Source organism: Streptococcus sp. k-163, assembly GCF_013277555.1.
In the GTDB taxonomy this organism is placed as follows: Bacteria; Bacillota; Bacilli; order Lactobacillales; family Streptococcaceae; genus Streptococcus.
Map to the genome: position 1 here is coordinate 39,515 of NZ_VMND01000012.1, position 24,952 is coordinate 64,466.

Annotated in this window: 28 protein-coding genes, 2 tRNA genes and 4 pseudogenes; 18 read left to right on the plus strand and 16 right to left on the minus strand. The window is 37.4% G+C overall.

Annotation, left to right across the window (positions count from 1 at the left end; genetic code table 11):
* Nucleotides 1-47 precede the first annotated feature (47 nt).
* Nucleotides 48-503, plus strand: coding sequence for a GNAT family N-acetyltransferase (locus tag HT731_RS04600; RefSeq protein WP_173277859.1), 456 nt, complete (start codon nucleotides 48-50; stop codon nucleotides 501-503).
* Nucleotides 504-568: 65 nt separating this feature from the next.
* Nucleotides 569-814 (plus strand): transposase, encoded by a 246-nt coding sequence (locus HT731_RS04605; protein ID WP_275690303.1) that lies wholly within the window; start codon nucleotides 569-571, stop codon nucleotides 812-814.
* 109 nt (nucleotides 815-923) lie between these two features.
* Here the strand turns inward: HT731_RS04605 and HT731_RS04610 are convergent, their stop codons facing one another.
* From HT731_RS04610 to HT731_RS09385, 5 genes and pseudogenes are all read right to left on the minus strand, one after another.
* Nucleotides 924-1,127 (minus strand): CsbD family protein, encoded by a 204-nt coding sequence (locus HT731_RS04610; RefSeq protein WP_000109960.1) that lies wholly within the window; start codon nucleotides 1,125-1,127, stop codon nucleotides 924-926.
* A 30-nt stretch (nucleotides 1,128-1,157) separates the two neighbouring features.
* A complete protein-coding gene (locus tag HT731_RS04615; protein WP_000064110.1) occupies nucleotides 1,158-1,766 on the minus strand; it encodes an Asp23/Gls24 family envelope stress response protein in 609 nt (202 codons plus the stop codon).
* A gap of 38 nt (nucleotides 1,767-1,804) precedes the next feature.
* A complete protein-coding gene (locus HT731_RS04620; RefSeq protein WP_000455064.1) occupies nucleotides 1,805-1,975 on the minus strand; it encodes a DUF2273 domain-containing protein in 171 nt (56 codons plus the stop codon).
* Nucleotides 1,976-1,985: 10 nt separating this feature from the next.
* On the minus strand, nucleotides 1,986-2,558 hold the full coding sequence (gene amaP / locus HT731_RS04625; RefSeq protein WP_061759246.1) for an alkaline shock response membrane anchor protein AmaP: 573 nt from the start codon (nucleotides 2,556-2,558) through the stop codon (nucleotides 1,986-1,988).
* A gap of 78 nt (nucleotides 2,559-2,636) precedes the next feature.
* Nucleotides 2,637-2,873: pseudogene (locus HT731_RS09385) on the minus strand (GlsB/YeaQ/YmgE family stress response membrane protein).
* A 420-nt stretch (nucleotides 2,874-3,293) separates the two neighbouring features.
* Here HT731_RS09385 and mgaSpn point away from each other — a divergent pair.
* Nucleotides 3,294-4,770 (plus strand): annotated as a pseudogene (gene mgaSpn, locus HT731_RS04640) (virulence factor transcriptional regulator MgaSpn).
* Between the two features lie 525 nt (nucleotides 4,771-5,295).
* Here mgaSpn and HT731_RS04645 read toward each other — a convergent pair.
* On the minus strand, nucleotides 5,296-6,441 hold the full coding sequence (locus HT731_RS04645; protein ID WP_173277863.1) for a low temperature requirement protein A: 1,146 nt from the start codon (nucleotides 6,439-6,441) through the stop codon (nucleotides 5,296-5,298).
* An 805-nt stretch (nucleotides 6,442-7,246) separates the two neighbouring features.
* On the opposite strand from HT731_RS04645, the gene HT731_RS04650 reads away from it, so the two are divergent.
* Nucleotides 7,247-8,536, plus strand: a complete 1,290-nt coding sequence (locus HT731_RS04650; RefSeq protein ID WP_173277865.1) for a DUF308 domain-containing protein — start codon at nucleotides 7,247-7,249, stop codon at nucleotides 8,534-8,536.
* A gap of 9 nt (nucleotides 8,537-8,545) precedes the next feature.
* Entirely contained in the window at nucleotides 8,546-9,634 is a 1,089-nt protein-coding gene (locus HT731_RS04655) for an AI-2E family transporter (RefSeq protein WP_070657341.1), read from the plus strand.
* 140 nt (nucleotides 9,635-9,774) lie between these two features.
* On the opposite strand, the gene HT731_RS04660 is transcribed toward HT731_RS04655, so the two are convergent.
* The 4 genes from HT731_RS04660 to HT731_RS04675 form a co-directional block, all read right to left on the minus strand.
* A tRNA-Lys gene (locus HT731_RS04660) sits at nucleotides 9,775-9,847 on the minus strand.
* A gap of 62 nt (nucleotides 9,848-9,909) precedes the next feature.
* The gene (locus HT731_RS04665) at nucleotides 9,910-10,425 is read right to left on the minus strand and encodes a DUF308 domain-containing protein (RefSeq protein ID WP_173277867.1); all 516 of its coding nucleotides are present in this window, start codon (nucleotides 10,423-10,425) and stop codon (nucleotides 9,910-9,912) included.
* Nucleotides 10,426-10,776: 351 nt separating this feature from the next.
* Nucleotides 10,777-10,849: transfer RNA gene (locus HT731_RS04670), tRNA-Lys, on the minus strand.
* A gap of 264 nt (nucleotides 10,850-11,113) precedes the next feature.
* Nucleotides 11,114-12,385, minus strand: coding sequence for a replication-associated recombination protein A (locus HT731_RS04675; protein WP_173277869.1), 1,272 nt, complete (start codon nucleotides 12,383-12,385; stop codon nucleotides 11,114-11,116).
* A 391-nt stretch (nucleotides 12,386-12,776) separates the two neighbouring features.
* Here HT731_RS04675 and HT731_RS04680 point away from each other — a divergent pair, with 391 nt between their 5' ends.
* Together HT731_RS04680 and HT731_RS04685 are read left to right on the plus strand one after the other, a co-directional pair.
* On the plus strand, nucleotides 12,777-12,974 hold the full coding sequence (locus HT731_RS04680) for a hypothetical protein (RefSeq protein ID WP_173277871.1): 198 nt from the start codon (nucleotides 12,777-12,779) through the stop codon (nucleotides 12,972-12,974).
* Nucleotides 12,975-12,976: 2 nt separating this feature from the next.
* Entirely contained in the window at nucleotides 12,977-13,303 is a 327-nt protein-coding gene (locus HT731_RS04685) for a hypothetical protein (protein ID WP_033679789.1), read from the plus strand.
* 63 nt (nucleotides 13,304-13,366) lie between these two features.
* On the opposite strand, the gene HT731_RS04690 is transcribed toward HT731_RS04685, so the two are convergent.
* From HT731_RS04690 to HT731_RS04705, 4 genes and pseudogenes are all read right to left on the minus strand, one after another.
* Complete coding sequence (locus HT731_RS04690) at nucleotides 13,367-13,528, minus strand: hypothetical protein (RefSeq protein ID WP_004250255.1); 162 nt, start codon at nucleotides 13,526-13,528, stop codon at nucleotides 13,367-13,369.
* Nucleotides 13,529-13,540: 12 nt separating this feature from the next.
* Nucleotides 13,541-13,750 (minus strand): CPCC family cysteine-rich protein, encoded by a 210-nt coding sequence (locus tag HT731_RS04695; protein WP_084928232.1) that lies wholly within the window; start codon nucleotides 13,748-13,750, stop codon nucleotides 13,541-13,543.
* Between the two features lie 202 nt (nucleotides 13,751-13,952).
* Nucleotides 13,953-14,150 (minus strand): annotated as a pseudogene (locus tag HT731_RS09390) (CPCC family cysteine-rich protein); the annotation flags it as partial.
* Nucleotides 14,151-14,159: 9 nt separating this feature from the next.
* A pseudogene (locus HT731_RS04705) lies at nucleotides 14,160-14,351 on the minus strand (CPCC family cysteine-rich protein); the annotation flags it as partial.
* Nucleotides 14,352-14,981: 630 nt separating this feature from the next.
* On the opposite strand from HT731_RS04705, the gene HT731_RS04710 reads away from it, so the two are divergent.
* From HT731_RS04710 to pepF, 9 genes are all read left to right on the plus strand, one after another.
* Nucleotides 14,982-15,161 carry a type II toxin-antitoxin system HicA family toxin gene (locus HT731_RS04710; RefSeq protein ID WP_001132287.1) on the plus strand — a complete coding sequence of 60 codons (180 nt, stop codon included), beginning with the start codon at nucleotides 14,982-14,984 and terminating at the stop codon, nucleotides 15,159-15,161.
* A gap of 36 nt (nucleotides 15,162-15,197) precedes the next feature.
* The gene (locus HT731_RS04715; protein WP_173277872.1) at nucleotides 15,198-15,650 is read left to right on the plus strand and encodes a type II toxin-antitoxin system HicB family antitoxin; all 453 of its coding nucleotides are present in this window, start codon (nucleotides 15,198-15,200) and stop codon (nucleotides 15,648-15,650) included.
* Between the two features lie 291 nt (nucleotides 15,651-15,941).
* Nucleotides 15,942-16,412, plus strand: a complete 471-nt coding sequence (locus tag HT731_RS04720) for a DUF3013 family protein (RefSeq protein WP_173277874.1) — start codon at nucleotides 15,942-15,944, stop codon at nucleotides 16,410-16,412.
* Between the two features lie 18 nt (nucleotides 16,413-16,430).
* Complete coding sequence (locus HT731_RS04725) at nucleotides 16,431-17,498, plus strand: M50 family metallopeptidase (RefSeq protein ID WP_173277876.1); 1,068 nt, start codon at nucleotides 16,431-16,433, stop codon at nucleotides 17,496-17,498.
* A 1-nt stretch (nucleotide 17,499) separates the two neighbouring features.
* Complete coding sequence (locus HT731_RS04730) at nucleotides 17,500-17,928, plus strand: NUDIX hydrolase (RefSeq protein WP_000350642.1); 429 nt, start codon at nucleotides 17,500-17,502, stop codon at nucleotides 17,926-17,928.
* Complete coding sequence (locus HT731_RS04735) at nucleotides 17,929-18,825, plus strand: GIY-YIG nuclease family protein (protein WP_173277878.1); 897 nt, start codon at nucleotides 17,929-17,931, stop codon at nucleotides 18,823-18,825.
* Nucleotides 18,826-18,839: 14 nt separating this feature from the next.
* Nucleotides 18,840-19,790: a 50S ribosomal protein L11 methyltransferase gene (prmA, locus tag HT731_RS04740; protein ID WP_033679797.1), complete on the plus strand. Its 951-nt coding sequence runs from the start codon at nucleotides 18,840-18,842 to the stop codon at nucleotides 19,788-19,790.
* A 1-nt stretch (nucleotide 19,791) separates the two neighbouring features.
* Entirely contained in the window at nucleotides 19,792-20,535 is a 744-nt protein-coding gene (locus HT731_RS04745) for a 16S rRNA (uracil(1498)-N(3))-methyltransferase (protein ID WP_173277880.1), read from the plus strand.
* 10 nt (nucleotides 20,536-20,545) lie between these two features.
* Nucleotides 20,546-22,342 (plus strand): oligoendopeptidase F, encoded by a 1,797-nt coding sequence (pepF, locus tag HT731_RS04750; RefSeq protein ID WP_173277882.1) that lies wholly within the window; start codon nucleotides 20,546-20,548, stop codon nucleotides 22,340-22,342.
* A 168-nt stretch (nucleotides 22,343-22,510) separates the two neighbouring features.
* Here pepF and HT731_RS04755 read toward each other — a convergent pair whose 3' ends face one another.
* Nucleotides 22,511-22,900, minus strand: a complete 390-nt coding sequence (locus HT731_RS04755; RefSeq protein ID WP_033679800.1) for a nuclear transport factor 2 family protein — start codon at nucleotides 22,898-22,900, stop codon at nucleotides 22,511-22,513.
* A gap of 150 nt (nucleotides 22,901-23,050) precedes the next feature.
* Between HT731_RS04755 and HT731_RS04760 the strand changes: the two genes are divergently transcribed.
* A complete protein-coding gene (locus HT731_RS04760; protein ID WP_033679801.1) occupies nucleotides 23,051-23,401 on the plus strand; it encodes a helix-turn-helix domain-containing protein in 351 nt (116 codons plus the stop codon).
* Nucleotides 23,402-23,545: 144 nt separating this feature from the next.
* The gene (locus HT731_RS04765) at nucleotides 23,546-24,214 is read left to right on the plus strand and encodes an aquaporin (RefSeq protein ID WP_033679802.1); all 669 of its coding nucleotides are present in this window, start codon (nucleotides 23,546-23,548) and stop codon (nucleotides 24,212-24,214) included.
* Between the two features lie 242 nt (nucleotides 24,215-24,456).
* On the opposite strand, the gene queF is transcribed toward HT731_RS04765, so the two are convergent.
* Nucleotides 24,457-24,948, minus strand: a complete 492-nt coding sequence (gene queF / locus HT731_RS04770; protein WP_000082587.1) for a preQ(1) synthase — start codon at nucleotides 24,946-24,948, stop codon at nucleotides 24,457-24,459.
* Nucleotides 24,949-24,952: the final 4 nt, after the last annotated feature.

A 24,952-nucleotide genomic window follows, 5' to 3' on the forward strand; every position in this document is an offset into this window, starting at 1 on the left:
GGAGAAGTAGTATAATGGAGAAACATAGATAAGATGGTGAGGTCAAGATGACAATTCGTTTTGAAGAAAAGTTAAGCGTAGAAAATGCTCAGTTTGTATGCCAATGGTCCAACTCCCTAGGCAAATCCTTTCAAGAACAATGGATGGGAACAATGATTCCTTTTCCCTTGACAATTCAAGTCTTTCAAGATTTGGAAGGAATCTTTTCAATCTTTGAAGGACAAGAGTTTGTCGGGCTTATCCAGAAAATCAGGCAAGAATACAGTAATCTTCATATTGGAAGATTTTTTATCAACCCCCAGAAACAGGGGCAAGGCTTAGGTAGCCAGGTTTTAAGGAAATTTGTTAGTTTGGCCTTTGAAAATGAAGACATAGATACTATTTCTCTAAATGTCTACGAGGCAAATCAACCAGCTTATAATCTTTACCAAAAAGAAGGATTTGAAATCGTTCAAATGGTTGAAGAACCTGTACGAAAATACATCATGAAAAAGGGGAGATAGAAGCAAACAGCCTTGAAATCAATCTTGACTGCGATGTTGAACCTGAATCAGCCCCTCAAAAGGGACTGTATATGAATGAACGTTACCAGTGTTTAAAAACTAAAGAATATCAGGCACTTTTATCTTCCAAGGGTAGACAAATTTTCGCTAAACGTAAGATTGATATGAAATCTGTCTTTGGGCAGATAAAGGTTTGTTTGGGTTATAAGAGATGTTATCTGAGAGGTAAGCGCCAAGTGAGAATTGACATGGGATTTGTACTCATGGTCAACAACCTGCTGAAATATAATAAGAGAAAGAGGAAAAATTAAAAAGCTAGAGTTCCGCAATTGGAAATCTCTAGCTTTTTGTTTTCTGAGAATCATTTTGACTCAGACTATTTTGACTAATGTTACTAAAAAGATAAAGTAACTTTTAGCCTTATTTATTGTCGCCACTCAACATGTTTTTAACACCTTCGATAGCGCCTTCTACAGCGTCTTTGGCATCTTCAGCAACTTCTTTTACTTTAGAAACAACTTTTTCAGCTGTTCCTTCTTTTTCCATTTTTTCATCACCGATGGCTTTACCAACACCTTCTTTAATAGAACCCTTAGCTTGATTTAATTTTTCTTCTACTGACATGATAATTTCTCCTGTTATATTTATTTTATCTTAGTTTACACGAGTTTTTTCGTGAGATACTACACCAGTTGCTGCACCTTTAACAGCTTCTACACCTTCGCTAACTTTTTCTTGAACAGTTGAGAAACCAGATCCAAGACCAGATTTAGCTTTTTCGAATTGTTCTGAAGCGAATTCTCCTGTTGATTCAGCAACGTCAGATACGCGATCTTGAAGGCTTACTGAGTCTGCTTCATGTTGTTCTTTAGTTTTGATGTCGACAACGTTTACGTTGATTTCAACAACTTCCAAGTCAGTCATTTTAGCAACTTCTGAAGATACGATTTCTCTGATTTCTGAATATAAAGCTGGAACATTTTTTTGGTACTCAGCAATAATGTTTAAGTCAACTGCAACTTGTGTTTTACCAACTTCTACGTTAACACCACTTGTTACGTCATCGCTGTTAACGATTTTTTCTTTAAGATTTGAGAAGAAACCACCGTCGATTCCCAAAAGACCTGAAACGTTTTCTAGTGACAGACCAATGATTTTTTGGATAACTTTATCTTCGTAAGTAAGTTCCCCTTTGATTTCGTGAGCTACAGCAGTAGCATCTTTCTTTTCTACGTTAGTGTTAATGTTTTTTTCGTTTGACATATGAAACTCCTTTAATTAAATTAGTAATTTTTATTTTTTTATTTATCTATATAGTTTTTTTCGATATATAATCCAGCTGCAACTCCCAGTGCTCCTAAAATCAATACAAATATTGTTTTGAAGAAGCCAAAGGAGATAATCAAACAAGCGAGAAATACGCCTATGAGACCAGCGATAATTGGATATCGATATTGTTTAAGCCATTCCATTTTTACTTCCTTACTTCACACGACTAACAGTCTTTTTGTTTTGAGGTTTTGGTTTAGGCTGGTAGTCTTTTACTAGAACTTCTAGTTTAACCTGACGCTCAATACCAAAAAACTGCTTCAATCCATTAGTTATTTCATTTTGAATTAGTTGGCATCTGTCAGCGATGTTGTCCGAAGGAAGAATTTTCCCTTCTACATGAACGAAACATTTATTTTTTCGTAAATTTACATGAACAGTTGGGTCCTTGATCAATCCATGATCACTCACCAAACTTCTAACAAAACCTTCGATTGCAGAATTCTTTAATTTTAATGTATCGTTTTTAGTTTCAAGTTGAATTTCCAAATAACGTTTAGGATAAAACAACACAACTAACATCGATAACAAAACTAAAGTTGATAGAGCCACTATCCCCCAGAATATATATCTAGAGAGATAAAATTCAACGAAATGATTCTGTCTCCAGCTAAATAGCTGAATGCCTAGATCACTAACTTGATGATAATCTATCAAAACAGGAAGGAAAATTGTCAAGATTAAAATACAGAAAATAATGAAACATATTTTCTTTGCTTTTGACATATACAATCCTTTCGATTTAACATTTAAACTATTTTTACCCGTCTAATCTATTTAAAAATAGTTTATTACTACAAGTAATTATTTTTTACCTGTAAAGAATGATACTACAGTAACAACAATTGCTGCTCCTGCAATAGATGGGATCAAAGCCATTCCAACGATGGATGGGCCTCAACTACCTAAAAGGGATTGTCCTACAGATGACCCGACTAAACCAGCGAATACATTTGCGACGATTCCCATAGAACTACCTTTTTTAGTGATTCTACCTGCTACAAGTCCAATAAGACCTCCAGCAATGATTGACCACAATATTGCTTACCCTCCTTTTTTATTTTAATATCAAAAAATAAATCAATTCCTTTGATTATTGCTATTGTATAATTTTAATATAAAATAATCAATTATTTTGATTATTGCTATTGTATAATTTTAATATAAAATAATCAATTATTTTGATTATTATATAATTTTAATATAAAAAAATCAAATTCTTTGATTGTTGCTATTATATAATTTTTAAAATTAAAAATATAATCTTTCGACTTGAATTTGATTCTGTATTCACGCCCTCAATAGACGGTAAAATAAGAAAATTGTTTATATATTGTCTCTGTAGTGTTATTATACGAAATAAAAGATTTAGGAAAAGTCGTTACAGCATGTTCTACCTATTCTTTGTGGTATAATTGCAAGAGGTTTAATCCGATAATTTATAAAGAGAGAAAGACATTCATGAGAGATTTATTATCTAAAAAAGTCATAGGCAATTAGAATTATTAGAATTATTATTTGAACATAAACGATGGTTTCATCGTTCTGAACTAGCAGAGTTACTAAATTGTACAGAACATGCAGTCAAAGATGATCTATCCCATGTTAAATCTGTTTTTCCTGACTTGATTTTTCATTCTTCGACTAATGGTATACGCATTATTAATACCGATGATAGTGATATTGAAATGGTTTACCATCATTTCTTTAAGCATTCAACTCATTTTCGATTTTAGAATTTATCTTCTTTAATGAAGGTTGTCAAGCTGAAAGTATTTGTAAAGAATTCTATATCAGTTCATCTTCGCTCTATCGTATTATTAGCCAAATCAATAAAGTGATTAAAAGGCAATTTCCATTTGAAATCAGTCTGACTCCTGTTCAAATCATTGGAAATGAGAGAGACATTCGTTACTTTTTTGCACAATATTTTTCAGAAAAATATTATTTCCTAGAATGGCCATTTGAAAATTTTTCATCAGAGCCCCTATCTCAATTGTTAGAATTGGTTTATAAGGAAACAAGCTTTCCAATGAATTTGTCAACGCATAGAATGCTAAAGCTGCTCCTGGTTATTAATTTATATCGAATAAAGTTTGGTCATTTTATGGAAATAGAGAAAGATTCTTTTAACGACCAAAGTTTGGATTTTTTAATGCAGGCAGAAGGAATAGAGGGTGCTGCTCAGAGTTTTGAATCAGAATACAATATCTCTTTAGATGAGGAAGTTGTTTGCCAATTATTTGTGTCTTACTTTCAAAAAATGTTTTTCATAGATGAAAGTTTCTTTATGAAATGCGTAAAAAAGGATAGTTATGTTGAAAAATCTTACCATCTATTGAGTGATTTTATTGATCAGATTTCAGTCAAGTATCAGATTGAGATTGAGAATAAGGATAATCTGATTTGGCATCTGCATAATACCGCACATCTGTATCGTCAAGAGTTGTCCACTGAGTTTATTTTATTTGATCAAAAAGGGAATACAATCAGGAATTTTCAAAATATTTTTCCTAAATTTGTTTCAGATGTAAAAAAAGAGCTTTCTCATTATTTAGAGACTCTTGAGGTTTGTTCTAGTTCAATGATGGTAAATCATATATCTTATACCTTCATCACTCATACCAAACATTTGGTGCTTAATTTACTACAAAATCAGCCAAAGCTGAAGGTTCTGGTTATGAGCAATTTTGATCAGTATCATGCCAAATCCGTTGCAGAGACACTTTCTTATTATTGCAGCAACAATTTTGAACTTGAAGTTTGGACTGAATTAGAATTATCAAAGGAATCTTTAGAAGAATCGCCTTATGATATCATCATTTCTAATTTTATTATTCCTCCGATTGAAAATAAGAGACTGATCTATTCAAATAATATAAACACGGTCTCACTCATATCTTTGTTAAATGCCATGATGTTTATTCGATTAGATTAGTAACCTAAAATAAAAAATGCTATTTCGCGTTTTGAACTGTACCTCAAAAGTTAGACAGAAAAAATCTAATTTTTGGGGTGTTTTTATTAAGAAAAGACCTTCAGTCATTTAAGTAAAATGTACATCTAGAGTCATAGTCCTCTAAAACTCTTGCTTTTTTTGTAGAAGATACGAAAAAAACCTTGATTCCAAGGCTTTTCCTGTTGTATGTAGATGCCCCCTACATGGATTTGTAAGAACTTTTCATATTGAAAATAAACAAAAATGTTGAAATATAGCTGATTTTAGGGAAATACTTTTAGGTGTTTTCAATGTCAGGATTTAAAAATGGGGCAAAAGTGGGGCAAAAACGAATGACTCGTATTTGGTTTGAAAACCTATAATACCTAATGATTATGCTATTCTAGATATATAGTTTTGTTATAAATAAATGTCAGTGCGAGATCAAATTGGAGGATAAAATGGAAAAACAAATTAATGAAAAAAAAGCCTTGGTTCCCAAAGCTTTTTAATCTTATAAACTCATTAAAACAACTCCCAGTAAGGTGTGGAATGTTTTTTAGTCTGTGTCATATAAAAATAAATAGAATGAATAGCTATAGCTAGAGCTAAAATGGTTGTAATACTTACTACTATTATAGGATTAGAAGCAAAGATTAAAGAGAGAATCAAGGCAGCCAGATAGAGTGTAGCTTGGACACAGTAGTAACTTTTCGAATAGCGAAGATAGTGTTTGTTATAGGGCCCATTTACTAGGACAGCAGCTTGAAAGAGGCCAAATCCGATATAAGAGAAGCTGGTTGCAAAGAGAAGATTAGCTTCAGGATTCAGAAGAAAACTCATCGAAACGGTCATCATAATAAGTCCAATGAAAATAGGATAGTGACTGTAAATTAGAAATAGTCCCTTTTGATTAGATTCTTCATCAATAGCATGGTCGAATTGACCAAAATAAAACAAGAACAGAGAAAGCATAATAATGAAATAAAGAACCGAATAAATCGAGAAATTCTCGATTGTAAAGAAGTTAGCTAGCTCCATAATCATCTCTCCAAACGTAATAATGACAAGAAGGGAGATGCGCTCGATTAAATGGGGGAGATTTACCTGGTAATGCTTATCTTTACTAAGCAAGATAATTGGCATAATAAATGTTAGCAGAATACTAGCAAATAAGACAGAGACTCCAACGTAAATAGGAAGAAGAGCTACTAGGTAGACTCCTAAACTTCCTAGACCGGTTATCCATAGAAAACCTTTGATACTTTCCCGATGAACATCATCGGTTGATTTTCTAAAAAATTCAACCAAATATTGAAAAAATAAGGTAAGGGTTAATGTACCAATAGCCCAACAGAGATAATGAAAATATTGTTGCCAATCAGGTCCAATCATATTGGCTATAAAGAGTAAAAGTCCCATTTTGATAAACATGATTACTATGTTAAATAAAGAGTTCTTTCCATAGCGATTGGTATAATCGGTTTGAATCATCCAGGAATCGATGAGAACCAAAGTAGCAATGAAAAAATCAAGGAAAGAATTCCAAGTCAAAATACCGTTATGAAGATGGTCAATTAAAGTAGTTACTTTTGAAATTGCAAAAACAAAAACTAAGTCATAAAAAAGTTCTGAAAATTCTACACGTTTATGTTTAATAAGAGTTGTCATCTTAAGACCTTTCTATTTTAGAAGTACAATTTATTATAACAGAAAATGGTAATAAAAAAAAAAGGAGATGCTTAAATAACTTCATGTGACGCGAATGAACTGCGCCACAAAAGTTAGGTTTTTTCTGTCTAACTTTTGGGGTGCAGTTCAGAAGGGGTGTTTTTTCTATCGTTTTTTAGTGCTAAGACTACACAAAAAAGCCTTGATTCCAAGGCTTTTTCCTGTTGTATTTAGATGCCCCCTACAGGGATTTGGAAAGGACTTTCATATTGAGAGCAATTAAAAATATTGAAATATAAGTGATTTTAGGTATTTTCAATGTCATGATTTAAAAATGGGACAAAAGTGGGGCAAAAACCATACAGATTCTAAACTGTATGGTTCTTTTTTTATCTAACCAAGAAAGGTTAAAACTTATTAAAACAAATGCAATCAACTGTTGAAAACTTTTTAGTCCGTGTAATATAAAAACAAGTAAAAAGTTGAACTATAGGGAATATTGTGTCATAATAGGTAATAGATGAATAATTAATAGATTGGAAATAATGCTTTCTTACCTTAACAAGTTGAATTGGTTATACATTTTTTCGTCGCAATTGTGTCTATCTCTCGAGTTTAGCTAGTTTTTATAAGCTCTGGTTTCTAATCAATATAACAAATTTTAGAAGTGCATAAGACAAGATGGTGACATTACTACAGTCATTTCTAGTCACCATATGTTGCTGGCACAGGCTGTTTGTAGTGTTGGCTATTTACTAGTCAGTTTAATCGGAGTGTTTAATTTTTATTGTTGAAAGGTTTTTATATGGCGAAAATTCTATCTTTAGGTCTGACAGGTAAGAAATTACTTGCTCAGGGGTTCTTGTTTGTTCTGCTAGGTCTCATCTTGATGGTCACGGGGACTTGGTTGCCAGTAACGGTTATTCGACTGGTTCTGTTTTTAGCTTGGATAGCAACGGTCTTAGATTTAGTATTACGTATTTTAAAAAAAAGTCAGTCAACGGACACCTTGGGAGTTGCGCTGGTTAAATTGTTAGTGCTGGGATATTTGCTAGGCTCGAATCTTGCGACGGATGTGCCGATTTATATTTTGGCTCTTGTGATTGGAGTTTATCAGATTTTTCATGCTACTATCAACCTTGTCACCTATGTTCTCTACCGCAAAAACAAAATTCGACCTCGTTTTCGTCTCTTACTAGATGGACTCGTACTAGTTTTTCTTGGTGGGACTAGTCTTTTGTCCTCTACAGGAAATTCTGTTTTTCAACTCTTTGTATTAGGGGCTTATTTTTTCCTTTATGGTGTGTCCAATATCCGTGACGGTTTCTTGTTTGAGGAGGAAATTGGGAAAAACCATCTCAAACGTCGTGTAAGAATTAGCTTACCTATTGTCCTAGCCGCTCTCATCCCTGCAAGTACTTTAGCAAAAATCAATAAATTCATGCAGGAAAATGCTGATGAGAGAGAGGATATCCATCTTGGAATGGTGAAGTCTGGTAAGACAGCGGAGCTTGAAATTTTTATTCATACAGCTGAGACCTCTCTGTTTTCGGCAATTGGTCATGTGGATATCTGCTATCAAGGCCGTGTTATTTCTTATGGCAACTATGATCCGTCTTCTGAGACCTTATTTGGCATGGTAGGAGATGGTGTCTTATATTTCTGTGATCGTGACAAGTACATTGACCTATGTAAACGCGAGAGTCAAAAAACGCTTTTTGGTTATGGGATAGATTTGACGCCTGAAATGGAAAAAGCAGTTCAGAAAAAGTTGGCTGAATTGAAACAACTGACGATTCCATGGGAGCCAAGTGCAGATAAAATCATGACAGGTGATGGTAAGGAAGACTACATCTACGCTTATAAAATCAGACATGAGACAGATGGGGAACTTTATAAATTTATCAAATCTAAGTTTAAATCCTACTTTGTCTTATCTACAAACTGTGTGCTCTTGGCTGATACCATAGTCGGTCAGGCTGGCACCGATATCCTCTCACCCAAAGGATTTATCGCTCCAGGAACTTACCAAGCCTACCTTAATCGAGAGTTTGAAAAACCAAATAGTATAGTCGTATCTAAACATGTTTATTAAGGAGAATTTATGAACTTAGTAAAAAAATACACCCCGTTAATACTTTTTATAGGGCTGGTTGCTCTTGTAATTCTGAATGCATCGAGCTTTATATCAGGAGCAATCTCTCTCTTTGATGTAATATCAACCTTGATTTATGGTGCTGTTATTGCTTTTGTGCTTAATGTTCCTATGAAAAAAATTGAACAGTACTTAGTTAAATTGAAGGTAAAGGCAGAGTTGCGTCGTCCGATTGCCATGGTACTTGTTTTCCTAGCTCTTATCTTAATCGTGATTGCTCTTTTGGTTTTGGTGCTGCCAACCCTAGCTCAGACTATTAGTCAGCTGGGAACAGTCCTTTCAACAGTCCTTACTCAACTTGGGAAATTGCTAGGCAGCTCGGAATTTGTAACCAAAGACATGTTGTCAACTATCGTATCAGGCATACAGGGACAATCTAGTTCTATTAGCCAAGCTTTGATAGGTTTTTTATCAGGTCTGACTAGTAATATCGGCAATATTTTTTCAAGTTTGATGAATGCCTTTTTGATTATAGTCTTCACCTTTTCATTTTTATCCAGTAAGGAACATTTGGCAGCGATGACGAGTCGACTTCTAAAAGTTTTTCTTCCAGAGAAGGTGGTGATAAAGTTGACTTACATTGGACAAGTAGCACTAGAGACTTATGACCAATTTTTGATGAGTCAGCTGATTGAAGCAGTTATCATAGGAGTTATGATAGCGGTTGGTTACAGCGTGTTTGGGATACCCTATGGAGTAATGACAGGTATCTTTGCAGGAGTGCTATCGTTCATTCCTTATGTAGGGCCTATGATTGCTTGTGTTGTGGGAGCGATTTTTATCTTCACAGTGAGTCCTACTCAAGCCTTACTTTCTCTTCTTCTATATCAAGTTATACAGCTGATTGAAGGAAACCTTATTTATCCTAGAGTTGTAGGTCAGTCTATTGGTTTGCCAGCTATTTTCACGCTTGCGGCTGCTAGTATCGGAGGGAATCTTTTCGGACTACTTGGAATGATATTCTTTACCCCCGTATTTGCTGTTATCTATCGATTGGTTAAGGAATTTGTCGTTGCAAAGGAAAATCAGGTAGATTAAGAAAAACTAAATTTAATAAGATATACTGAGAAGAGAGTGAGAGATTCTCTTCTCTTTTATTTTTAAATACTTTTCTACAAAAAGCTATTAGACGTTAAAAAAAGCCTTGGTTTCAAGGCTTATTTCTGTTGATTTAGATGTGCCCCCTGCAGGGCTCGAACCTGCGCCCCATAGCTTAAGAGTCTACTGCTCTACCAACTGAGCTAAGGAGGCAACAGAAAAAGCTGAGAATGTAACTTCCCAGCTATTTTAATATGCCCAAAATGGCAGCTAGATTATTTACGAAAGGCATCAAGGATATAGGTGAAACCAACAATTAAAAATGCAAAGGCAACGACATAAACGACAAAGACACTTGTAGCTACTGGATTGAACAAAATCACTAGACCTAGTAAAAATGCAAGCAACGCTATCCACATGATATGGTTGCCAATAATAGGGAAAATCAATCCCAGACGATTGCCTTTAAAGAAAACTATAATGGCTTCTACAATTAACCAAATTCCTAAAATAGTTGGAATGACAACTGGCAGCGTCACAAAGCCATAGGCAACGAGGTAAAGAGCTAAGAGAAGATTAACAATCCCTTGGAAAAGATGAGCTGGTGAGCGAAGCTCTTTTGGTACAGAGAAATAGCCTAAAATAGCTGCTATAGAAGAAACCAGTAAACCAAATGCAATCCACCAGCTGTAAGCAACAAGATTAGCTACTGGGTTTGTAAATAGAAAGAGTGCTAAAAGGACAAAAATAACTCCTGCAAGGAATAGCGATAAACGATTAGAAAATTTCATTTCAATACCATCCTGTTATATAGTATAGTTTGATAACAAAAATATTATACACCTTTTTAGAGGAAATATCAATAAACTAAATGGAAAATTTGGAAGTTTCAGTCTGATTCATGAAAAGAAAATCAGTTTTTATTATTTTGAAAATAAAAAGAGAAGATAGAATTTGTCTTCTCTACATGAAAATATTGTATGGCATCAAAGCAAAAGTAACTGGCTTTACACTATTTGTTAAGATGTAATTTGATTCAAAAAGAAAAGATAGATTTAAAAGTGGGGCAAATGATGAGGCAAATCAGTTATAGATAAGCAAAAAAGCCTTGTAAATCAAGGCTTTTTCCTGTTGTATTTAGATGCCCCCTACAGGGATCGAACCTGTGACCCACGGATTAAGAGTCCGCTGCTCTGCCAGCTGAGCTAAGGAGGCAAAGAAAAAAGCTGTATTGGTGCCGAAACTTCACGGTTTGTATTGAACCCGCGCAATTAAGCAGGTGGGCAACTCGCTCTAACTGAAGCTGTTTCCGTGTGAGACGGCCTACATGCTGTTAGAAGACTTTTGTTTCCCTAATAATACAAAAAATAGTCGGTCAACACTTAAGTGTGAAGTCGTACACCACAGCGTTTCTATGTTTATATGATACCACTTTTTCAAAAAAAATCAAGAGGAAAGTGCAATTTTTTGAAAAGGATTTCAGATTTTTCGCAAACGGTCGATAGCTTCCTTTCTTTGAGACAAAGCCCGTTCATATTTACCAGTATCTTCTGCTTGGAAATAGTGATGATTACGAATTTTTTCTGGCAGATAGTCTTGCTTGACCCAATTTCCAGGATAGTTGTGTGGATAGAGATAGTCTTGGGCATTCCCCAGTTCCTTGCTTCCGCTGTAGTGCCCATCACGCAGGTGTCGCGGAATAGGCAAGTGCCCTGATGTTTTGAGGTCGGCAAGTGCCTTATCCATAGCTACATAGGCTGAGTTGGATTTTGGAGAAAGGGCCAAATCAATGACGACATTGGCAATGAGAATGCGGGCTTCTGGGAAACCAATCCTTTGGGCAGCATCCAGAGCAGTCACGGTATGAATCTGGGCTTCAGGATTGGCCAAACCGATATCTTCATAGGCGATAACGGTCAAGCGACGCGCGAGACTTGGCAAATCACCAGCCTCAATCAAGCGGGCAGCATAGTGAAGACTGGCATCAACATCTGAGCCACGGATAGACTTTTGCAGGGCAGATAGAACATCATAGTGACCGTCTCCATCCTTGTCCATTGTAATGTAGCTCCGCTGCAGGCTATTTTCCATGATGTCTAGAGTGATATGGCGGATGCCCTTGTCATTTTCGGGAGTAGAGAGAACGGCCAAGTCTAGTGAGTTAAAGGCAGAACGAAGGTCTCCGTTTGTGGAAGTTGCGATGAAATCCAGCGCATCCTCATCTAGTTCTACTGGAAAATCAAAACCACGCTCAGAGTTACTTAGAGCTATCTGCAGGGCCTCCTTGACGTCTTGGTTAGACAGAGGTTCCAACTCAAAAATCTGAACACGGCTACGAATGGCAGGAGTGACAGAGAAGAAAGGATTTTCAGTTGTAGCCCCAATCATGATAACTAGTCCACTTTCTAAGAGTGGCAAAAGAAAGTCTTGCTTGGTTTTGTCAAGACGATGGATTTCGTCTAGTAATAGGACGAGACCACCAGAGAATTTAGCCTCTTCGGCGATTTCTTGCAGTCGTTTTTTACTATCAACTGTCGCATTGAAAGTTCGAAAGGCATACTTGGTCGTTCCTGCGATGGCAGAGGCAATACTGGTTTTGCCGATTCCCGGAGGTCCATAAAGAATCATGGAGGACAGGCGGTTGGCTTCCACCATGCGGCGGATAATTTTTCCAGGCCCGACCAGATGTTCCTGACCAATGACCTGGTCGATGGTTTTAGGGCGCATGCGAAGCGCGAGATTGTCTGGCATAGCAGTCCTTTCTAGCGTGGATTTGAGTAGAATGACTCATCTAATATATCTTACTATGTCCATTCTAGCCTATTAGTTGTGATATTTCAATGGTTTTGTAATAATCAGGGTGTAAGATAGAATCTGTTTGACTATTTAATTTAATGAGGAGAGGTATCAGCATGAGAGAATTGATTTTCCTTAAAGCTCAAAATATGATAGTTAAGCCTAAAGAAGTGGAATTGCTGATTTGAGAAATAATATTGCTAGATGTTATTGCATGAACTATAATGAAAAGAGAGGGATAAGGAATGGAAATGATGGAATTACCAAGTTAGGAAGTTTTCTTGATAAAGTATATAGTAGATATAAATTTAGATAGTAATATTTGAAAAGGAGAAAATGGAACTAGATGAATACTTCAAATTCAAAGCTACCTGAAAATAAGGCATTTATGGAATTTGACGGACTAGTTGGTTTACCAAATGGAGTGAAATCAGCACCTATGAAATACAATCTTGGAAAAATTAACAAATATTTAAACGAAACAGGAAAAGAATTTAAAGAACTGACTGTTCTGGAACTAAAACAATTTGAGAGAGTTAAATAAAGATGGGACTAGATAAAAGATTTGTGGAGAAAGCCTTTGCCAGTGGCAAAGATAGAGTTAATAGAGCGATTTTTGTAAAACCTGAAGAGCTTATTGAACTATCTGATGAAGATTTAAGTTATTTTGGGGAAGGTATTTTTTATTGCTTACCTCGTAGCAAATTTGTAGAAAGTCATAAAGATGAGATTCGAGAGAAGTACAATCTTTCTAACGAATTACCAAAGATAAACGGTATCTATTTAGGGACTTTTTTAAAAATGAGATCATGGGATAGAATCAGAAAAACAAAACCAAGCTTAAAAGAAATTATAAACATGGTTGAAAAGTGAAATAGTGGCTATCTATTAGAAGGAGTTTTTACTCCATTTAATCTTTGTTGATCATTTCAACTGTTACAATTTCATTCTCGAATAGTTTAATCCATCTATTTCCTGTTTTGATAGATATTCTTCATCATAGACTTCTTTATCATTAAAAAGACAAATCTCTTCATATGTTTTATTGTCAGTATCAGTAATTTTAACAACCTTATTGTTAAAGTTTTCAAGTTCCATAAATTTTCCTTTTTATATTATTGGAATCCCTTTTGCGTAAGCTTCTTTGGCTTCAGCTAGTGTCATTTCATTAGGGCCACCATCTATATTAGTTTCTCCTGTATTTTGCCACTGACAGACGTCACAGATATCATACACTGCTGTAACAGTACCACATACTGGACAATGGACATATTCGCTACCGTTAATAATGATTAAATTCTCTTTTCCAGTCTTATTCATTTAAGGTTACTCCCAACACTATACAAATCTATTAGCTATTTCTATACACTACTTTTTCAATATCATTGATTGTAATTGTTATGGTATCCCAGTCTTTCGGGGAATCTCCTATGTCAGCAATAAAAGTATCTTCACTTAACTTTTCGACAATTGTCGCCGTTTGACCGTTTTTTAACAACACTGTATCAAATTCTCGAATTTTTACGATTTTTCTCCTTGCGTAAGCTTCTTTAGCTTCAGCTAGAGTCATTTTATTTGGACCACCGTCTATATTTATAATACCTGTATTTTGCCAACGACAGACGTCACAGATATCATAGTCCATAACTTCAGTTCCGCAAACAGGGCAATGTATCCAGATTTCCCCGTCAATTTCCCAAGTCTTTTGTGATTCATTCATGTCGTTCTTCCTTTTATAAGCCATTTTCGCTTCAGCAAGCGTCATTTTATTAGGACCACCATCGATATTAAATGCTCCCGTATTTTGCCAATGACAAACATCGCAAATATTATAAGTTTCTACTAAAGTTCCACATACAGGGCAATGCACATGCTCCCAACCATCAATGAAAATTAAATTCTCTTTTTTAGTTTTATTCATGATAAACAACTCCTGTTATTTTGTAATACCGTCTTGAGTTAATTCTATTGATGCGATTTCAGATTCATTAAATCCAACATATGGATATTTATCTGTTCTTATTGTAATTTCATCATAGAGTTCATCTTCCGTATCAAGTTTCCCTGTAAAGCCTATTACAATGACTCTCTAAAATTTGCCCGTCAACAAAAACAATCCTAACTTCTTTCCCTAAATACTGTTCTAAATTCATTACTGATTTCCTTTCCAATATTATACTTCAAATCAAGTGATATTACTAATGAATAAAGTATGGTAAATGATGAAACAGTTTATCTGACAATGCAAGTTTCTCTTCTACCGAACGTATTGATTTAGTAGTTTTTGCTAGTCTTTTAGAAAAATCGTAATATAATTTTGGGTGATAATCATTTTTTAATGAAGAGAGGAGAAGTAATGTTAAGATTCAATCGAGCCACTTCTAGTGGGTCGAGAAAAGCAGGAACTCTGATAGTTCTGCTTATCCGTTTATATAAGACTTCCCTTAGAACCACATCTAGGGGCTTTTATGTATAAGAGAATAATAAGTATTACTCCTTTACAATACGTGTAGCACGTGTTATAATGGTGTTGTCAGGAGGTAAAAGCGCTATGCCTATGACACAAAAAGAGATGGTTAAACTCCTTACGGCTCATGGTTGGATAAAGACTAGAGGCGGTAAAGGTTCTCATATTAAAATGGAGAAGCAAGGGGAAAGACCTATCACAATCCCTCATGGTGAACTGAATAAGTACACTGAAAGAGGGATAAGAAAGCAAGCTGGGTTGTAAAATTCAGCCCCTGCTTTTTGATATGGAGGTAGTGAAATGTTAGTGACATATCCAGCTTTATTTTATTATGATGATACAGATGAGGTAAAAGCGACTTATTTTGTTCATTTTCCGGATTTTGAATACTCAGCTACACAAGGTGCGGGGATTTCTGAGGCTTTGGCTATGGGTTCGGAGTGGTTAGGCATAACTGTTGCAGATTTGATAGAGAATGATGAAGATTTGCCCCAGCCATCAGATATCAATAGCTTGTCTTTAATTGATAATGATCCTTTTAAAGATGATGAAGATTTCGTGTCAACCTATGACCTTGATAAATCTTTTATTTCTATGGTATCTGTTGATGTATTAGAATACCTAGGAAGTCAGGAACCAATTAAAAAGACCTTGACCATACCAAGATGGGCAGATAAGTTGGGACGAGAAATGGGACTTAACTTTTCTCAGACTTTGACAGATGCTATTGCAGATAAGAAAATTCAAGCCTAAGATTAAGTGTGGTATCGTGGTAATAGTCAATAAAAAAGCACGTTCAATTGTGCTAGTTACTTGTCTATTGATTTTATAGGTTTCTTAGCCCTTTTGAGGGCTTTTTATATTGATTTTTCAGGAAAAATAAAGAAATCAGACTTTTAAGAAAATCACTAATACCAAGGGTTTAAATGAGGTAATATGGTATAATTAGGACATAAAATAATTTTGTGGTAAGATGGTAGTATCTATTTTAGCATATTTCCGAGCAATCGGGGCGATTTAAGAGTCGCATAGAAAGAGGACAAAATGGCAACATACGGATTTTTAGATGTTTTAGAGGAAGAGTTGGAGAAGAATTTTCCCTTTGATTTTGAGATTAGCTGGGACAAGCGTAACCACGCAGTTGAAGTGAGTTTTCTATTGGAAGCGCAAAATGCTACAGGTGTGGAGATGGTGGATGAAGAAGGAGAGGTTTCGTCAGATGATATCCTTTTTGAAGAAGCTGTACTTTTTTACAACCATGCCAAGTCAACCGTCAATGAGGAAGACTATTTGACTGTCATCCCTTACTTGCCTAAAAAAGGTTTTTCTCGTGAATTTTTAGCTTATTTTGCTCTATTCCTTAAAGATACTGCCGAGGTTGGACTAGATGCCCTTATGGACTTTTTGGAAGACCCAGAAGCAGAAGAATTTGTCATGGAATGGAACCCAGAAGTCTTTGAAGAAGGAAAAGTAGGCTTGGAAGAGGGAGAATTTTATCCTTATCCAAGATACTAGGGATTATTGGGAGAGTTTATGAAAAAAATTGTGACGTATTTGATTCAGACAGTGTCTGTTCTTGTGATGATGCTAGCTTTTGCTTGTGGAACAATCGCATTTGCAGAGTTGGGGTATTCCGCAGTTTTAGTCTTTACTTTTGGATATGCCTTCGCTCTTCTAAGCATGTATGTAATCTTTATTCTTCATGAGCTTGGTCATGCATTTTGTGGTTATCTGACAGGCTATCGTCTGGTGGCTTTTGGATTAGGGAACTTTCTTTTAACCAAAAAGTCAGGAAGGCTTCATCTTAGTCGAACAGCAGTTATAAAAAATGTTGGTGCTCAGTATATTGGTTTAAAAGAGAATGAAAGTGATCAAAGAATCATCTTAATGCTTTCAGGTGGCTTGATAGTTCACCTTTGCTTGATATTATTGGCAACACTTTTTGGATTTTTGACAAGAAGCTGGTATTTTGCAGGCACTTGGATTTTTCTAAATTTATCTTTCTTCTTAAACAACGTTTTGCCAGTCGGAATCACCGATGGAGCAAAAATCTGGGAATTGCTACAATACCCTGAAAATACCAAATACGCCTACTTGGTATTGAGACATTCTGCTCAAACTTTGCTGGCTCCTCAAAAATATGATTTGAAAGATTTTACCATGACTGTTGATGAGGATGCGAGAGGGAGTTTCGCAGAAAGTATTGAAACTCTTCAGGGAGTGGTTTTCATATTGGATGGTCATTTAGAGGCAGCTAAAGAGCTATTTCAATCTTTACTAGAGAGAACAGAACACTCGATGTCTGAAACTCTTTGCCAACTAAACCTTCTTCAAATCGCCTTGCTAGAAGGTGATCATGAGAAAGCGGAGGAATATGCAAGTATTCGAAGCGTTAAATCCTTTTTATCTCTAAAAATGGCAGATGTGCAAATGATTCAAGCCTGGTATCAATTTAAAGTTAAGAATGATGTAGCTAAAACTCGCAAGGCTATGAAGACTGCTAGACAGAAAATGAATACTAGTCGCATGTTGAGGGACGAGAAAAGCTATTATGAGAACTGGTTAGCAGAGCTGGAACAAGAATTAGACAAAGGAGTTTGACATGGACATAGAGATTTCTGATTTCACAGGCTGTAAGATTGCTTTGTTTTGTGGGAATAAGCTTCTGACTATCTTACGCGATGATAAGGCAAGCATTCCCTGGCCCAATATGTGGGAACTGCCAGGTGGTGGACGTGAAGGTGATGAAAGCCCTTTTGGGTGCGCAGCGCGTGAAGTTTATGAAGAACTGGGAATTCATCTGACTGAGAATTGTCTGCTTTGGAGCAAGGTTTATCCAAGTATGCTCTATGAAGATCGGCACTCTGTCTTTATGGTTGGTCAGCTAAGTCAAGAACAGTTTGACAATATCACCTTTGGTGATGAAGGACAGGGCTATCAGCTCATGAATGTTGAGGAATTTCTTAGTTCCAGTCAAGTTGTACCTCAGTTGCAGGATAGAGTGAGAGATTATTTGGAGGAAGTTCGATAAATGGCAAAGCGTAGCAAAAATATCAATATGTTTCTCATGGATGGTGAAGTAACTGGAAAAATCAAATGTACTTTGTCAAATTGGACGGGAGTGATTTACAAAATACCTCGTATTCAGTTGGGAGATTTGAAGTCTCGTGATGAAATGAAACAAAGTGGTATTTATTTCTTATTTGGTCGAGATGAAGATAAACAGAAAGATGTGACCTATATTGGTCAGGCGATAACTCGGAAAAATGGTGAAGGGGTATTGTTGCGAATTCAAGAGCATACCCGCGATACTCACGCAGATTATTTTAATGACGTCATAATTCTAACAACTCAAAATAATTCTTTCGGTCCAACAGAAATTAGCTATTTGGAAAATAAATTTACTCAACTTGCTAAACAAGCTGGTCGCTATATTGTGAAAAATGGGAATGATCCAAATCCTGGTAATGTAACTGAGGAAAAGGAATCTGAACTGGACGAAATTATTGAAAATACACTAATGATTATCGGCACTTTAGGTTATCGTGTTTTTGTTCCAATGACAAAGGAAGTTAGTAAAGATTTGACTGATAATCATTCAACTTATCTTTATTTAAAGCGTAAAACTAAGAAATCTAACAAAGTAATAGAAGCAACTTGTGAACGGACAACTGAAGGTTTTGTTGTTTTAGAAGGAAGTCAAGTAGAAATAATGGATTCTCCTAACCTTCCAGCAAGTTTAAAAGAAATGCGTCAGAATTTAATAGATTCACAGGTTATTCAAGATGGAGTGTTAAAGGAAAAACAACTCTTTTCTAGTCCTTCTTATGCAGCGGCTTTTTTGCTGGGTATGCAAACGAACGGACGAACTGATTGGAAAAATCAGGATGGAAGAACTTTAAAAGAATTAGAAGAATTAATAGATTGATAAGGAAAAATTAAATGGAAACATGGCAAGAGTTAAGAGTTACAGTGAAGCGTGAGGGAGAGGAGTTGGTTTCCAATCTCTTGATTGAGCTAGGAGCACAAGGTGTTGCGATTGAAGACAGTATGGACTATGTGGGAAATGTTAACCGCTTTGGTGAGATTTTCCCAGAGGTTGAGCAACAAGAAGAAATTGTGGTGACGGCCTACTACCCTGACACGGTGGATGTGGCAGTGGTTGAGGCGGACTTACAGGCTCGCTTAGCAGAATTGACAGATTTTATGGATTTGGGAGAAGTAAAAATGGGGACGACTGCCTTGGCTGAGGAAGACTGGGCGGACAACTGGAAGAAATACTATGAGCCAGCTCGTATCACTCATGATTTGACCATCGTGCCGTCTTGGACAGACTATGAGGCGACTGCGGGAGAAAAAATTATCAAGCTAGACCCTGGTATGGCCTTTGGAACGGGAACCCACCCAACAACCAAGATGAGTCTCTTTGCCTTGGAACAGGTTCTTCGTGGTGGCGAAACGGTGCTGGATGTGGGGACTGGTTCAGGGGTTCTCTCTATTGCCAGCTCGCTACTTGGTGCCAAGGAAATCTTTGCCTACGATCTGGATGATGTAGCAGTTCGAGTTGCTCAGGAAAATATTGAACTCAACCCTGGAATGGAAAACATCCATGTAGCAGCAGGAGACTTACTTAAGGATGTTGAGATTGAGGCAGATGTCATTGTGGCTAATATCTTGGCGGATATCCTCATTCATCTGACGGATGATGCTTATCGTTTGGTCAAGGATGAAGGCTACCTCATCATGAGTGGAATTATCAAGGACAAGTGGGACATGGTGCGCGAGTCGGCTGAGTCAGCTGGATTTTTCCTTGAAACCCACATGATTCAAGGGGAATGGAATGCCTGTGTTTTCAAGAAGACCAAGGATATTTCAGGTGTGATTGGAGGCTAGGATGCAGCAGTATTTTGTCAAAGGCAGTGCTAACTCTCCTGTCACCATCGAGGACAAGGAAACCAGCAAGCATATGTTTCAGGTTATGCGCCTGAAGGAAGATGATGAGGTTACCTTAGTCTTTGATGATGGGATTAAGCGCTTGGCGCGTGTGCTAGATGTGGAAAATCGTCAGTTTGAGTTGGTCGAAGAGCTAGCTGACAATGTGGAACTGCCAGTCCAAGTGACCATCGCATCTGGCTTTCCAAAGGGAGACAAGTTGGAGTTCATCGCTCAAAAAGTAACCGAACTCGGTGCCAGCCAAATCTGGGCTTTTCCTGCCGATTGGTCCGTTGCCAAGTGGGATGGCAAGAAGTTGGGTAAAAAGGTTGAAAAACTAGAAAAAATCGCCCTTGGAGCAGCAGAACAAAGCAAGCGTAATGTTGTTCCAAGCATCAAGCTGTTTGAGCAAAAGGCAGACTTCCTAGCCCAACTTGACCAGTTTGACCGCGTCGTAGTAGCTTATGAAGAGTCGGCCAAAGAAGGAGAAGCCGCTGCGCTCTTACAAGCAGTCGCTGCTCTTGAAACAGGAGCCAAATTGCTCTTTATCTTTGGTCCAGAAGGTGGTCTGTCACCTGCGGAAATCGAGAGTTTTGAAGCTAAGGGAGCAGTCTTGGCAGGTCTTGGTCCTCGTATTTTGCGAGCAGAAACAGCACCGCTTTACGCCTTATCAGCCCTTAGTGTTTTATTAGAATTAGAGAAATAAGAGGAAGAAAATGGAACAAAAACACCGTTCAGAATTTCCAGAGAAGGAACTTTGGGATTTAACAGCCCTATACCAAGACCGTGAGGATTTCTTACGTGCGATCGAGAAGGCTCGCGAAGACATCAACCAGTTTAGCCGTGATTACAAGGGCAATCTTCACACTTTTGAGGATTTTGAAAAGGCCTTTGCGGAATTGGAACAAATCTACATTCAGATGAGCCATATTGGAAACTATGGCTTTATGCCTCAGACGACAGACTATAGCAATGACGAATTTGCTAACATTGCCCAAGCTGGGATGGAATTTGAAACAGATGCCAGCGTAGCCTTGACCTTTTTTGACGATGCCTTGGTGGCAGCGGACGAGAAAGTCTTGGACCGTTTGGGTGAATTACCTCATTTAACAGCTGCCATTCGTCAGGCAAAAATCAAAAAAGCCCACTATCTAGGGGCTGATGTGGAGAAGGCCTTGACCAATCTCGGTGAAGTTTTCTACAGTCCGCAGGACATTTATACTAAGATGCGAGCTGGGGATTTCGAAATGTCTGACTTTGAAGCTCATGGCAAGACCTACAAAAACAGCTTTGTGACCTATGAAAATTTCTACCAAAACCATGAGGATGCTGAGGTTCGTGAGAAATCTTTCCGTTCCTTCTCAGAAGGTCTTCGTAAGCACCAAAATACGGCTGCAGCGGCCTATCTAGCCCAAGTCAAGTCTGAAAAACTATTGGCAGATATGAAGGGATATGACTCAGTCTTTGACTATCTTTTAGCTGAGCAAGAAGTGGACCGTGCCATGTTTGACCGTCAGATTGACCTCATAATGAAAGATTTTGCGCCAGTTGCTCAGAGATACCTCAAGCACGTTGCTAAGGTAAACGGTCTTGAAAAGATGACCTTTGCAGACTGGAAATTAGACTTAGATAGCGCTCTAAATCCTCAAGTGACTATTGACGATGCTTATGAGTTGGTCATGAAGTCAGTAGAACCCTTGGGGCAAGAATATTGTCAGGAAGTTGCTCGTTACCAAGAAGAACGCTGGGTGGACTTTGCTGCCAATAGTGGTAAGGATTCTGGTGGCTATGCAGCGGACCCATATCGCGTGCATCCTTATGTTCTCATGAGCTGGACAGGCCGTTTGAGCGATGTCTATACCTTGATTCATGAAATCGGGCATTCTGGTCAATTCATCTTTTCAGATAATCACCAGAGCTACTTCAACGCCCACATGTCGACCTACTATGTTGAAGCACCGTCAACTTTTAATGAATTGCTCCTCAGTGACTACTTGGAGCACCAGTCTGACGACCCTCGTCAAAAACGCTTCGCTCTGGCTCACCGTTTGACAGATACCTACTTCCATAACTTCATCACCCACCTCTTGGAAGCAGCCTTCCAGCGTAAGGTCTATACATTGATTGAAGAAGGGGAAACCTTTGGGGCAAGCAAACTTAACAGCATTATGAAGGAAGTATTGACAGACTTTTGGGGAGATGCCATTGAGATTGACGACGATGCGGCTCTGACTTGGATGCGCCAAGCTCACTACTACATGGGCTTGTATAGTTACACCTACTCAGCAGGTCTTGTTATCTCTACTGCGGGTTACCTTCATTTGAAACATTCAGAAACAGGAGCTGAAGACTGGCTCAATCTCCTCAAATCAGGTGGTAGCAAGACACCACTTGAGTCAGCCATGATTATCGGAGCAGATATTTCAACAGACAAACCACTTCGTGATACTATTCAGTTCTTATCAGACACAGTTGATCAGATCATCGCTTACAGTGCCCAGTTGGGAGAGTAAATTAAAAGAGTCTGGGACAAAAGTCTAACCTTAAATATAAAAAGCGAACAAAACGAGTTATCTGACACTCAGAATTCTGTCTTGTTCGCTTTTTTTCTAATCTATCGATTTTAAAAATTTATAATAAAGAATTCCTGAAATCGAAATTTTTTGTCCCTGCCTCTTTAATTATCCCCAAAAGCTATCTTCTTCAGCTTGATCTGAAGAGAAGAGCCAAACTTCTTTGATTTTTCCGTCTTCAATGCGGAAGAGGTCAATCCCGTTCATATTGAGTTCAGTACCATCAGCACGTGTTCCAAGAAAAGTAACATTGGCTGCGATTAAATCCTCATTGTCAGAAACCCAATTTGTTATCACCTTAAAGGTTCCATTAGTTTTCTCAGCAAATGTAGCCAGGTGAGTTCCTAGCTTGTCCTTACCAACAACTGTACCAGATATACTATGAGTACCAGGTTGATGCCAGATAATATCGTCTGCCATCGTTTCAAAGACACCAGGAAAGTCACCAGCAATTAAAGCTTGGTTATAAGCATTGAAAATTTCTAAGTTTGTTGACATATATATTCTCCATTTCTTTTTTATGATATAATTGTAACAGTTACAAACAAAAAAACAAGTAGACACTTTTTTGATAGCTAGTATCAAAAGTAGTACTATTATTGATACTAAAAGATAAATTTTTTTAAAAAAATAGAAAGAAGATATTTTATGACAAATAAAGTGAGTGAGTATGGTATTTGTCCATTTGCGACAACGCAGAGGGTTTTAACGGGGAAATGGGCACTGGTAATCATTTATCAGTTGAGTACGGGTACCAAACGATTTAAAGAATTGCAGAGATTATTGCCTGGGATTACTCAAACTATTTTGACCCGTCATCTCCGTCAATTAGAAAAGGATAAGATTATTCAACGAAAGGTCTATGCGGAAGTTCCCCCACGAGTTGAGTACAGCTTAACCGAAATGGGACAGGAATTCAGAGTTGTTTTAGATGCTGTCGAGAAATGGGGTCTGGATTATATCAAGTTGCTAAATGCTAATGAGATAAATAACAGATAATTCCTATATAGGGAATGTATTTTTTATCGAATCTCTCAATTAAAAGACAGTAAGTCAAACCTGAAAATTTCCAAACAATTTTCTTGAAACCCTTTCTTACTTTTGATAGACTAGTATCTAGTTTTTGAAAAAAGGAGAAAGAAAATGAAAAAATTTGTTGCTGAGTTAATCGGTACGTTCATGCTTGTGTTCATCGGAACAGGAGCTGTTGTTTTTGGAAATGGTCTTGATGGTCTTGGACACCTTGGAATTGCTTTTGCTTTTGGTTTGGCAATCGTAGTTGCAGCTTTTTCAATCGGAACTGTTTCAGGTGCTCACTTGAACCCAGCTGTTTCTATCGCTATGTTTGTTAACAAACGTTTGTCGTCTTCAGAACTTGTAAACTACATCCTTGGTCAAGTAGTCGGTGCTTTCCTTGCATCTGCTTCTGTATTTTTCCTCTTGGCAAATTCAGGTATGTCAACTGCAAGTCTTGGTGAAAATGCCTTGGCAAACGGTGTCACTGTCTTTGGTGGTTTCTTGTTTGAAACAATCGCAACCTTCTTGTTTGTCTTGGTTATCATGACTGTAACATCAGCAAGCAAGGGCAATGGCGCGATCGCTGGTTTGGTAATTGGTTTGTCATTGATGGCTATGATCCTTGTTGGATTGAATATTACTGGACTTTCAGTTAACCCAGCTCGTAGCTTGGCACCGGCTGTCTTTGTAGGTGGTGCAGCCCTTCAACAAGTATGGATTTTCATCCTTGCCCCAATCGTTGGTGGTGTTCTTGCAGCTCTCGTTGCTAAAAACTGTCTTGGGACAGAAGAATAATTGAAACTCAAAAAGCCTTGCTCCTCATCTTGAGGAACAGGGCTTTTTCGTATTTGTTTATACTCAATGAAAATTAAAGAGCAAACTAGGAAGCTAGCCGCAGGTTGCTCAAAGCACTGCTTTGAGGTTGTAGATAGAACTGACGAAGTCAGCTCAAAACACTGTTTTGAGGTTGTGGATAAGACTAACGAAGTCAGTAACCTATACCTACGGCAAGGCGATGTTAACGCGGTTCGAAGAGTTTAGCGGTTGTCAATTTTCTCTGGATAAAGGTCGTGTTGGAAGAGGCGTTGTTCTGCCAAGCCTTCATACTTAGTTCCTGGCTTACCGTAGTTGTAGTAGGGGTCAATTGAGATGCCACCGCGAGGGGTGAATTTTCCCCAAACCTCCAAATAGCGAGGGTCTAGCAAGTTGACCAAGTCTTTACCGATGGTGTTGATACAGTTTTCGTGAAAATCTCCATGATTTCGGTAACTAAAGAGGTAGAGTTTGAGGGATTTTGACTCAACACAGAGCTTGTCAGGAATGTAGGAAATATAGATAGTTGCAAAGTCTGGCTGAGCAGTGATTGGGCAAAGTGAGGTAAATTCAGGACAGTTAAATTTGATGAAATAGTCATTTTCCACATGACGATTATCAAAGGATTCTAGGACTTCGGGTTGATATTCGAAAATGTAGTTGGTTTCTTTGTTGCCTAGTAGGCTTAGGTTTTTCATTTCTTCTTGTTGTGACATGATT